Here is a 9,890-nt window from a genome sequence, read left to right as displayed (position 1 = left end):
ACACCGATGGGTATTAGAGACAGCACCCCGCACCGGCGTCCCCGACCCGAGTCACTCCCCCGCACCGAGGCCGGTCCACCCATGAACCCACCTGCCTTCCAGCGGGCCCTCGACACGCTGCGCGAGATCCTCGACGGTCCCGGCGTCCGGCCGGAGCTCGACCTCGAGGACATGCCCGCGCCGCAGAGCCTGGCCCCGTACGCGGCGGCCATGTCCGGCAGCGTCTACCGCGACGACGACACCGAGGTCGCCACGGGCCGCCTCATCGTCCTGTACGACCCGGACGGCCGCGGCGGCTGGACGAACGGCTTCCGCGTCGTCGCCTACATCCGCGCCGACCTGGAGCCCGACATCGCGGCCGACGAGCTGATCGGCTCGGTCGCGTGGGACTGGCTGCTGGAGGCGCTGGAGCCGGCCGGCTACGCGGGCGTGTCCGGGACGATCACCCGCGCGGTGTCGGAGAGCTTCGGCGACAAACGCGACGAGCCGTCCACGACCGAGCTGGAACTGCGCGCCTCGTGGTCCCCGACCGGCGACGACCTCGCCGGTCACGTGGCAGCCTGGTGCGAGGTGATGTGCACGACGGCGGGCCTGCCGCCGTCCGGAGTCGCCGCGCTTCCGAACGGACCGGGCGGCGCGGGCGGCTGAGCGACGTACGGTAGGGGACGTGAGCACGGCGTCCGAAACCGGGGCGGCGGGGGAGGACACGAAGGAAGTGCGCCTTTCCCGCCGGCCCGTGTCCCCGCGACCCCGGTCGGTGCGCCAACCCGAGGATGAGATGGGTTCAGCAGGAGTGTCCGATACGCGCGCCACCGGGTCCCAGCGGGACACCGGTGCGGAGAGAGGGGCCGCCGCAGGGCGGCCCGGGACCGTTCCAGCGCAGGCCGCGGCGGAGCCCGGCCCCGCGGACCGGGAGGCCGGCGCCGGTCCCCCGGCCGTTCCGCTGCTGGAGCCGCGCGAGGGCGTCCCCTCCGTGGTCACCGACGCCGCCGGGCTGGAACGCGTCATCGCGGCGTTCGCCGCGGGCAGCGGCCCGGTCGCGGTCGACGCCGAGCGGGCCTCCGGCTACCGCTACGGGCAGCGCGCCTACCTGGTCCAGATGCGCCGCGCCGGTGCCGGCACCGCGCTGATCGACCCGATCGCCTGCCCCGACCTGTCCGCCCTGGACAGTGCGCTCGCCGAGACCGAGATGGTGCTGCACGCCGCCAACCAGGACCTGCCGTGCCTGGCCGAGGTGGGGCTCGTCCCGCGGCGGCTGTTCGACACCGAGCTGGCCGGGCGGCTGCTCGGGTACGCGCGCGTCGGGCTCGGCTCCATGGTGGAGAACGTGCTGGGCTTCGTGCTGGAGAAGGGGCATTCGGCGGCCGACTGGTCGACGCGCCCCCTCCCGGAGGACTGGCTGCGCTACGCCGCGCTGGACGTCGAGCTGCTGGTCGAGCTGCGCGACTCGCTGCAGGAGGAGCTGGAGTCCGCGGGCAAGCTGGACTGGGCGCTGGAGGAGTTCGCCTCGATCCTGGCGACCCCGCCGAAGCCGCCGCGCGCCGACCCGTGGCGCCGCACGTCCGGCATCCACCGCATCCGCAACCGGCGGGCGCTCGCCACCGTCCGGGAGGTGTGGGAGGCCCGCGACAGGATCGCCCGCGAACGGGACCTGTCCCCCGGCCGGGTCCTGCAGGACGCCGCGATCATAGAGCTGGCGCAGAAGTCCCCGAAGACGCCCGCCGAACTGCAGGCGCTGCCCACGATGCGGGGACGCGGTGCCCGCCGCCACCAGTCGGCGTGGCTGCGCGCCGTCGCCCGCGCCCGCGACCTGTCCGAGCGCAGGCTGCCCGAGGCCAACGTCCCCGGCGACGGCCCGCCGCCCGCGCACCGCTGGGCGGACCGCGACCCCGAGGCCGCCAAGCGCCTCACCGCCGCCCGCGCCGTCGTCGCCGCGCTCGCCGACGAGCATTCGATGCCGTCGGAGAACCTCGTCCAGCCCGACACCGTCCGCCGGCTGGCCTGGACGCCGCCGGCGGAGCCGTCGGTCTCGGCGGTGGCCGCCGCGCTGCGCGGCCTCGGCGCCCGGCGCTGGCAGATCGAGCTCACCGCCCAGCCCATCGCCAAGGCGTTCCTCCGCCTGGAGTGCAAAGGAGATCTCTGAGCCCCTGGACGGTGTACTCCGCGGGACCACGGCGCCCGGGGCGGGTGCGTGGTCCGGCGAGCGGCGGCCGCGTGTCAGCGCCCGCTGTAGAAGTCGGCGTACTCCTCGCGCAGCACCTTCTTGTCGAGCTTGCCGACACTGGTGGTGGGCAGTTCGGTGACGACGAGGATCTCGTCGGGCAGTTGCCACTTGGCGAACGTGCCGGACAGGTGGGTTCTGAGCTGGTCGGGGTCGACGTCATGGCCGGGTTCGGGCACGACCAGGGCCACGGGGCGTTCCTGCCACCGGGGGTGCGGCGCGCCCACCACCGCGGCCTGGCGGACCGTGGGGTGACCCATGAGGGCGTTCTCCAGGTCGATGGATGAGATCCACTCCCCGCCGGACTTGATCACGTCCTTGAGCCGGTCGGTGATCTTCAGGTACCCGTCGGGGGTGATCACCCCCATGTCACCGCTGCGCCAGTAGCCGCGGTGGAACCGGTCCGCGTCGTCGGACTTCCAGTAGCCCTCGGTGATCCACGGGCCGCGGACGCAGATCTCCCCCGCCGACTTCCCGTCGTGGGGCAGGAACGAGCCGCCGGCGCCCAGCAGCCGGACGTCCACCCCCGCCACCGGCAGCCCCTGGGACCGTTTGAGGTCCCAGCGCTCCTCCTCGCTCAGCCGCTTCTCCAGCGAGGGCTTGGGCCGGTTGGACGTGACCAGCGGCGCGGTCTCGGTGGCGCCGTATCCGTGGATGATCGAGGCACCGGTCAGGTCGTGGAAGCCCCTGATCAGGCTCAGCGGCGGCTCGGTGGACCCGGAGATCATCCGCGCCCGGGACAGGTCCGGCGGCTCGGGCAGCGAGCGCAGGTACTCCAGCATCGGCGCGAAGATCGCCGGTGCGCCGTTGGTGACCGTGACCTCGTAGTCCACCATCGCCCGGGCCAGCACCCCGATCTCCTCGGCGGAGTAGCGCCCCGGCAGGACCACCCGCGCCCGCGCGTAGACCGCCACCTGCGGCAGGCCCCAGCACTGGGCGTGGAACATCGGCGTCGTCAGCAGCACGTTGTCGTGGTCGCCCACCGCCTGGTCCGCCGCCCACATCATCGTGTGCAGAACGATGCCCCGGTGGGAGTAGAACACCCCCTTGGGACGTCCCGTGGTGCCGGTGGTGTAGCACGCGCTGTAGGCCGAGGTCTCGTCGATCACCGGCCAGTCGAACTCCTCGTCCTGCCGGGCCAGCAGCGCCTCGTGGTCCAAGGGGTCCGGCAGCGAGGTCTCGATCTCCGGCAGCGGCCGGTCGCTCATCACCACCCACTGCCGCACCCGCGGGCACCGGGCCGCCAGGTCCTCGGCCAGGCCCAGCAGCGACTCGTCGACGCACACCACCGTGGCGCCCGCGTGCTCCACCACGTACGCGAGGTCGTCGACGGCCAGCCGCAGGTTCATCTGCAGCATCACGGCGCCGATCCCGGGGATCGCCCAGTACAGCTCGAAGTGCCGCAGGTGGTTCCAGTCCAGCACCCCCACCACGTCACCCGGGCCCACGCCGATGCCGGCCAGCGCGTGCGCCGTGCGCGCCACCCGGCGCCACGTCGCCGCGTACGACGTGCTGCGCCACGCACCGGCCGCGTCCCGGAAAACGATCTCCTGCTCCGGGTGGGTCACCACCGCCTGGCGAAACAGGTTCGTGGTGTTCAACTGGTAGCCGTCCCCGTGCGTCGACGGATGACCGGTCACGAACTCGGACAAGGTGCCACCTTTCCTTCTGCCCGACTCACGTCGGGGACTTGGGCGGGAGTCCAGAGCGGGGGTCCGCTGCCCTCGGGCGCCCACGGCGGCGCCGAGGCGGTCAGCGCAGCCCGAACTCCCAGTTGCCTCCGTCGCGGTACTGCGAGAGCACCCGCCGGCCCACGCTCTGCACGTGCACCTCGTCCGGTCCGTCGTACAGCCGGGCGAAGCGGGCCGCCCGGTACATGAAGCTCAGCGGCAGATCGTCGGTGAGGCCCGCCGCGCCGTGCACCTGCAGCGCCCGGTCGACGACGTTGTGCAGCATCCTGGCGCCCACCACCTTGATGGCGCCGATCTCCACCCGGGCCTCGTCGCCGCGGTCGATCTGCTCCGCGGCGGCCAGGGTCAGCATCCTGGCCGCGGAGATCTCGGTGTAGGAGTCGAAGACGAACTGCTGCATCAGCTGCTTGTCCGCCAGCGGACCCCCGAACGCCTCCCGCTGCCGCAGCCGGCGGCACATCAGGTCGAACGCCCGCTGGGCCTGGCCCAGCCAGCGCATCGCGTGGAAGATGCGGCCCGGTCCCAGGCGTTCCTGGGCGATCCGGAACCCTTTTCCACGCTCCCCCAGCAGGTTGGACTCGGGGACGCGGACGTCGTCGAAGGCGACCTCGTAGTGGCCGTGCTCGATCCCCAGCACCGGAGTGTCGCGCTCGATCACGTAGCCGGGGGTGCCGGTGGGGACCACGATCATGCTGAACGCGGAGTGCGCGGGCGCGTCGGTCTCGGTGCGGCACATCACGGTCGTGTACGCCGCCTGCTTCGCCCCGGTGGTGAACCACTTGCGCCCGTTGATCAGCCATTCGCCGTCCTGGAGCACCGCAGTGGTCCGGATTCCGGTGGGATCCGAGCCCGCGACGCCGGGCTCGGTCATGGCGAAGCTGGGCGAGATCTCGCCGGCGACCAGGGGCCGCAGGTACCGCTCGCGCCACTGCGGGGAGGCGTGCCCGTGCAGCATGAGCGAGTCCTGCAGCGTCCAGGTCCCCAGCGCGAGCTGCCCGAACTCGCTGCGTCCCTGGACCTCGTTGATGAACACGTAGTCCAGGAAGGGCAGTCCGCCGCCGCCCAGCTCGGCCGGGTGCCCGAGCGCCCACAGTCCCTCGTCCTTGGCCTGCCGCCGCAGGTGGGCGAGGAGCGCCTCGGCCTCAGCACCGCCCCGGTGCAGCACGGGCTCGGCCGGCTCGACCCGCTCGACGACGAAGTCGTGGACGCGCGCCCTGAGCCGGCGCAGGTGTTCGGGAACGTGCGGGCCCATCAGCGGGTCTCCTTCGGGAACGGCGGGTTCGGCGCGGCGGGCTCGCCGCGCACCGCGGCACGGGACGCCGCCGGGCCGGTCATGCTCCCGGGTGGCTGATCGCGGCGCCGAGGTCGAGGCCCTGGAAGTCGCCGGGTGCCGCAACCTCGGTGACCGGGTCGTCCCGGTCGTCGAACTCCAGCCGCAGCGCCCTGGTCATCGTGGCGTGCATGTCGTAGAGGCAGGTGATGTACGTCAGTTCGAGGACCTCCTCGTCGGACAGCTCCCCGCGCAGCGCCTCGAAGACGGCTTCGTCCACGCGCCCGCCCGCCATGACCAGCGCGTCGGTGTAGGCCAGCACGGCACGCTCCAGCGGCGAGAACAGCTCCGAGACCTCCCAGGAGCGGACCGCCTCGATCTTCTCGTCGGCCAGGCCGAGCGACCGCAGGGCCTTGCAGTGCTGGGAGTAGACGAACTGGCTGCCGCGGGTCCAGCCGGCCCGGGTCTGGCCGAGCTCGCGCAGCACCGGGTCCAGCCGCCGGTCCGGGGCCCGGTAGAGGGAGAACCCGCTCACCGCGTGCCGGAAGACGTCGGGCACCAGCGCGAAGACCGTCCACCAGTCACCGGGGGTACCCGTGGACGTGCCCGGCTCCTCGACCGGGTCGCGGTCGGGGAACAGGCGCTGGTACATGGCGAGGACGACCTCGTCCTGGACTTCGGCGCGGCGGACCTGGCGCAGACGCGGCATCTCTTCTCCCGGCATCAAGGAACGTGACTTCTCTTGATATCAGAAACGCGCTCCTTGACACGGGACAGCCCTAAGACCAGAATATGTTTCTGGCGTAAAGAAAGAGGTCCCCGTGTTCGACCCGTCCGACGTAGTCGACCACGTGCGCAACGGGATGCTGCCGGCGCACATCTACAACGACTCCGAGATCTTCGCCGCCGAGCGGGAGGCGATCTTCTCACGCTCCTGGGTCTTCCTGGCGCACGAGTCGGAGATCCCCCAGGTCGGTGACTACGTGGTCCGCCGCGTCATGGAGAACTCCTTCATCGTCAGCCGCGCCGGCGACGGCGCGGTGCACGCCATGTTCAACATGTGCCTGCACCGCGGCATGCAGGTGTGCCGCGCCGAGCAGGGCAACGCCTCGCACTTCCGCTGCCCGTACCACGGGTGGTCCTACCGCAACGACGGCCGCATCGTGGGCCTGCCCTTCCACCGGGAGGCGTACGGCGGCGAGACCGGCTTCGCCAAGCGCGGGCAGCGGCTCCTCCCCGCACCGGCGATGGACACCGTCAACGGCCTGATCTTCGTCTCCCTGGACCCCCAGGCGCCTCCGCTGCGCGAGTTCCTCGGCGACTTCGCGTTCTACCTCGACTACTACACCCGGCAGAGCCCGAGCGGGGTCGAGGTGCTCGGCCCCCAGCGGTGGCGGGTCAAGGCGAACTGGAAGATCGGCGCGGAGAACTTCGCCGGGGACATGTACCACACCCCGCAGACCCACGCGAGCGTCGTGGAGATCGGCCTCTTCCGCGAGCCGAAGGCCGAGAAGCGCAAGGACGGCGCGACCTACTGGGCCACCAGCGGCGGGGGCACCACCTACAAGCTGCCGCCGGGGACGCTGGAGGAGCGCCTGCGCTACGTCGGCTACCCCGACGGGATGATCGACCGGATGAAGCGGGTGTGGTCGGCCGAGCAGCTCGACCTGATCGGCCGCGACGGCTTCATGGTCTCGGCGGCGTCGGTCTTCCCGAACCTCAGCCTCGTCCACAACTGGCCCAAGGTGGCCGACTCCGACGACGTGCTCCCCTTCGTCTCGCTGCGCCAGTGGCAGCCGATCAGTGAGAACGAGACCGAGGTGCTCTCCTGGTTCCTGGTCGACAGGGAGGCGCCGGAAGAGTTCAAGGCACTGTCCTACAAGGCCTACCTGATGTGCTTCGGCAGCAGCGGGATGTTCGAGCAGGACGACGTGGAGAACTGGGTCTCGCTGACCGCCACCGCCGGCGGCAGCATGGCCCGGCGGCTCCTCCTCAACGGCCGCATGGGCCTGCTGCCCGACGGGTCGACCATCGCCCCGGCCCTGGGCGGCGGCGAGTGGGCGGGTCCGGGCGAGGCCCGGATCGGGTACGGCGAGTACAACCAGCGCCATCTGATGAACCGCTGGGCCGACCTCATCGAGGCCGGGCCGGCCGAGGCGGCCGGCGTCACCATCGGCACCCCGGGACGGGACGCCGCCCGATGACCGCGCACATCCCCATCTCCTCCGCCGACAGCCCCCTCGGCGCGCACGCGACCACGGCCGCCCCGGTGGGCGGTCCGCTCCCGTTCTCGGACCCGGTGCACCTGGCCGCCCACCAGTGGCTGGTCGACGAGACCTACCTGCTGGACCGGCAGGAACTCGAGGAGTGGCTGGCCCGGATGACCGAGGACGTCCACTACTTCATGCCGATCCGGGTCACGACCTCCCTGGGCACCGGCTACGACACCGCCCGGCGGATGGCGCACTTCGACGAGGACCTCTACTCCCTGGAACGCCGGGTGGCCCGGCTGCGCACCGAGCACGCCTGGACCGAGGACCCGCCCTCGCGGCTGCGCCACCACCTGTCGAACGTGCGCACCTTCGCCACGGACGTGCCCGGCGAGATCCTCGTGGAGTCGGCGGTCCTGCTCTTCCGCAGCCGCGGCGACGTCAACGAGCCGTCCCTGCTCTCGGCGGGGCGCAGCGACGTGCTCCGGGACGTCGACGGCGCCTGGCGGCTCGCCCGCCGCCACATCGCGGTCGACGAGTCGGTGCTCCGCACCCAGAATCTGGCGGTCTTCCTGTGAGCCCGCACTGGGAAGGCGAACGCGAAGACCGGGACCGTGCCAGGGCGGCCGCGGCGGAGCTGGCGGCTCTGCGGGCGGGGCGGGTCGGCGAGCCGCTGACCCTCGGCAACGAGTTCTCCGAGGTCCGGGTGAGCCTCGTCCAGACCCGCAACGGCGTGCGCCTGCTGGTCGAGGCGACCAAGTCCGGCCAGTGGGTCACCTTGGACCCGCTGGAGCTCGAAGCCCTCACCTGGCAGGGGCGGGCGACGTTCTCCGCGATGGTCGGCCATCCGTTCTCCTCCCTGTTCCCCGATCACGACGACACAGGGCAGGACGACACCGATCAGGACGACACCGATCAGGACGACACGGGGCAGGACGACACGGGGCAGGCGGCCCCATGAGCGCCCCCGTACTCGACGGCCGCCGGGCGCTGGTGGTCGGCGCCGGATCGGGCATCGGCCGCGCGGTGGCGGAACGGTTCGTCGCCGAGGGCGCGGCGGTGGTGGCCGTGGAGCGCGACGAAGCCAAATGCGAGGATCTGCGCGAGTCCCTGCCCGGCATCGACGTCGTCCAAGGCGACGCCTGCGAGGCCGCGGTCAACCACCACGCCGTGAGCCGTTGCCGGGAACTGCACGCCGGGCTGGACACGCTGGTCCACTGCGTCGGCATCTTCGACTTCTACCGCTCCCTCGACGCCGTCGCCGAGGACGCCTTCGACGCCGCGTTCGACGAGATGTTCTCGGTCAACGTGCGGTCGGCCATGCACGGCGTCCGCGCCGCGCTGCCGGAGCTGCGGCGCAGCGGCGGGAACATCGTGCTGACGGAGTCGACCTCCGCCTACCGGCCGGGCCGGGGCGGCGCGCTCTACGTCTCCACCAAGTTCGCGGTCCGCGGGCTGCGCATCGCGCTGGCGCACGACCTCGCCCCCGAGGTCCGCGTCAACAGCGTCGCCCCCGGAGGCACCGTCGGCACCCGGCTGGCCGGCGCGCGGGCCCTGGGGCTGGACCGGCAGCACCTCGACGGTCCCGACCGTGCCGCCGACATCGCCTCCCGGGTCCCGCTGGGACTCGCCCTCTCCGGCGAGGACCACGCCTGGAGCTACCTGTTCCTGGCATCGCCGATGTCCCGCGGGATGACGGGCACCGTCCTCCACAGCGACGGCGGCGCCGGCATCAAGGGTTGACCAACGACACGAGAACCAGGAGTCCCGAGTTGCCCATCCTGAAGGCGGACGCCGCGGCCTGCCAGGGCTACGCCAGCTGCGTCATCGCGGCCGACGACTACTTCGACATCGATGACGACGGCCTCGTCGTGCTGCTGGCCGCCGAGGTCCCCGAGGCCGACCGGGAGCGCGTCGACCGCGCGGCCCGCGGCTGCCCCGCCGCGGCTCTCCGGCTCGACGAGGGAGCATGACCGGCGACCTGGTGATCGTCGGCGCCTCGGTGGCGGGCGTCACGCTGGCCCGGACCCTGCGTTCCGGCGGCTTCACCGGGCGCGTCCGCCTGATCGACCGGGAGGCCGAGGAGCCCTACGACAAGCCGCCGCTCTCCAAAGGGCGGCCGGTGGAACCCGTCCGGCTGCTCACCCGCCCGGAGGCGGAACGGCTCGGCCTGGAGCTGCTGCTCGGCGTCGAGGCGACCGGTCTGGACACCGCGGCCCGCCGCCTCGCCCTCTCCGACGGACGCCGGATCGGCTACGGCGCGCTGGTGATCGCCACCGGGGTCCGGGCGAGGCCGGCGCCCTGGACCGGACCCGGCGTCCACGTGCTGCGAACGCTCGCCGATGCGCGCGCATTGCATGCCGGCCTCTCCCGTGGCGGTGACCTCGTGGTGGTGGGCGCCGGCTTCATCGGGGCGGAGGTCGCCAGTACCGCGATCGGGCAGGGATGCCGGGTCACGCTGGTGGATCCACTGCCCAACCTGTCTCTTATACACCTCT

Annotated in this window: 11 protein-coding genes; 8 read left to right on the top strand and 3 right to left on the bottom strand. The window is 72.3% G+C overall.

All coding sequences use genetic code 11. The annotated features are described in order from the left end of the window. The first annotated feature begins 81 nt into the window (after positions 1-81). Both E1289_RS33465 and E1289_RS33460 read left to right on the top strand, forming a co-directional pair. Positions 82-648: a DUF3000 domain-containing protein gene (locus E1289_RS33465; RefSeq protein ID WP_131987469.1), complete on the top strand. Its 567-nt coding sequence runs from the start codon at positions 82-84 to the stop codon at positions 646-648. Positions 649-778: 130 nt separating this feature from the next. Beyond that, a complete protein-coding gene (locus tag E1289_RS33460) occupies positions 779-2,143 on the top strand; it encodes a ribonuclease D (protein WP_131987467.1) in 1,365 nt (454 codons plus the stop codon). Positions 2,144-2,217: 74 nt separating this feature from the next. Here the strand turns inward: E1289_RS33460 and E1289_RS33455 are convergent, their stop codons facing one another. The 3 genes from E1289_RS33455 to E1289_RS33445 all read right to left on the bottom strand — a co-directional run bounded on the left by E1289_RS33455 (position 2,218) and on the right by E1289_RS33445 (position 5,891). Next, positions 2,218-3,873, bottom strand: coding sequence for a long-chain-fatty-acid--CoA ligase (locus E1289_RS33455; protein ID WP_131987465.1), 1,656 nt, complete (start codon positions 3,871-3,873; stop codon positions 2,218-2,220). A 100-nt stretch (positions 3,874-3,973) separates the two neighbouring features. Continuing rightward, entirely contained in the window at positions 3,974-5,164 is a 1,191-nt protein-coding gene (locus tag E1289_RS33450) for an acyl-CoA dehydrogenase family protein (RefSeq protein WP_131987463.1), read from the bottom strand. 79 nt (positions 5,165-5,243) lie between these two features. Continuing rightward, positions 5,244-5,891, bottom strand: coding sequence for a carboxymuconolactone decarboxylase family protein (locus tag E1289_RS33445; protein ID WP_131987461.1), 648 nt, complete (start codon positions 5,889-5,891; stop codon positions 5,244-5,246). Positions 5,892-6,003: 112 nt separating this feature from the next. On the opposite strand from E1289_RS33445, the gene E1289_RS33440 reads away from it, so the two are divergent. The 6 genes from E1289_RS33440 to E1289_RS33415 all read left to right on the top strand — a co-directional run. After that, the gene (locus tag E1289_RS33440) at positions 6,004-7,386 is read left to right on the top strand and encodes an aromatic ring-hydroxylating dioxygenase subunit alpha (RefSeq protein ID WP_243713315.1); all 1,383 of its coding nucleotides are present in this window, start codon (positions 6,004-6,006) and stop codon (positions 7,384-7,386) included. Continuing rightward, on the top strand, positions 7,383-7,970 hold the full coding sequence (locus E1289_RS33435; protein ID WP_131987459.1) for a 3-phenylpropionate/cinnamic acid dioxygenase subunit beta: 588 nt from the start codon (positions 7,383-7,385) through the stop codon (positions 7,968-7,970). The genes E1289_RS33440 and E1289_RS33435 overlap by 4 nt, the downstream gene beginning before the upstream one ends. Continuing rightward, positions 7,967-8,353, top strand: a complete 387-nt coding sequence (locus E1289_RS33430) for a hypothetical protein (RefSeq protein ID WP_207929319.1) — start codon at positions 7,967-7,969, stop codon at positions 8,351-8,353. The genes E1289_RS33435 and E1289_RS33430 overlap by 4 nt, the downstream gene beginning before the upstream one ends. Continuing rightward, a complete protein-coding gene (locus E1289_RS33425) occupies positions 8,350-9,135 on the top strand; it encodes an SDR family oxidoreductase (RefSeq protein WP_131987457.1) in 786 nt (261 codons plus the stop codon). Before E1289_RS33430 ends, E1289_RS33425 begins: the two co-directional genes overlap by 4 nt. 29 nt (positions 9,136-9,164) lie before the next feature. Next, entirely contained in the window at positions 9,165-9,365 is a 201-nt protein-coding gene (locus E1289_RS33420) for a ferredoxin (protein ID WP_131987455.1), read from the top strand. After that, positions 9,362-9,890 (top strand): FAD-dependent oxidoreductase (locus tag E1289_RS33415; protein WP_165970713.1); only part of this gene is annotated, 529 nt, incomplete at its 3' end. The genes E1289_RS33420 and E1289_RS33415, both read left to right, overlap by 4 nt.

The organism is Actinomadura sp. 6K520 (assembly GCF_004349245.1).
Taxonomy (GTDB): Bacteria; Actinomycetota; Actinomycetes; order Streptosporangiales; family Streptosporangiaceae; genus Spirillospora.
Note: the sequence above shows the minus strand (reverse complement) of the source record. Positions and strands in the feature narration are given on the sequence as shown.

Excerpts from the sequence above, each read along its gene's own strand:
- E1289_RS33465 (WP_131987469.1), top strand. The coding sequence starts at position 82 with ATGAACCCACCTGCCTTCCAGCGGGCCCTCGACACGCTGCGCGAGATC.
- E1289_RS33460 (WP_131987467.1), top strand. The coding sequence starts at position 779 with ATGGGTTCAGCAGGAGTGTCCGATACGCGCGCCACCGGGTCCCAGCGG.
- E1289_RS33450 (WP_131987463.1), bottom strand. The coding sequence starts at position 5,164 with ATGGGCCCGCACGTTCCCGAACACCTGCGCCGGCTCAGGGCGCGCGTC.
- E1289_RS33445 (WP_131987461.1), bottom strand. The coding sequence starts at position 5,891 with ATGCCGCGTCTGCGCCAGGTCCGCCGCGCCGAAGTCCAGGACGAGGTC.
- E1289_RS33435 (WP_131987459.1), top strand. The coding sequence starts at position 7,383 with ATGACCGCGCACATCCCCATCTCCTCCGCCGACAGCCCCCTCGGCGCG.
- E1289_RS33425 (WP_131987457.1), top strand. The coding sequence starts at position 8,350 with ATGAGCGCCCCCGTACTCGACGGCCGCCGGGCGCTGGTGGTCGGCGCC.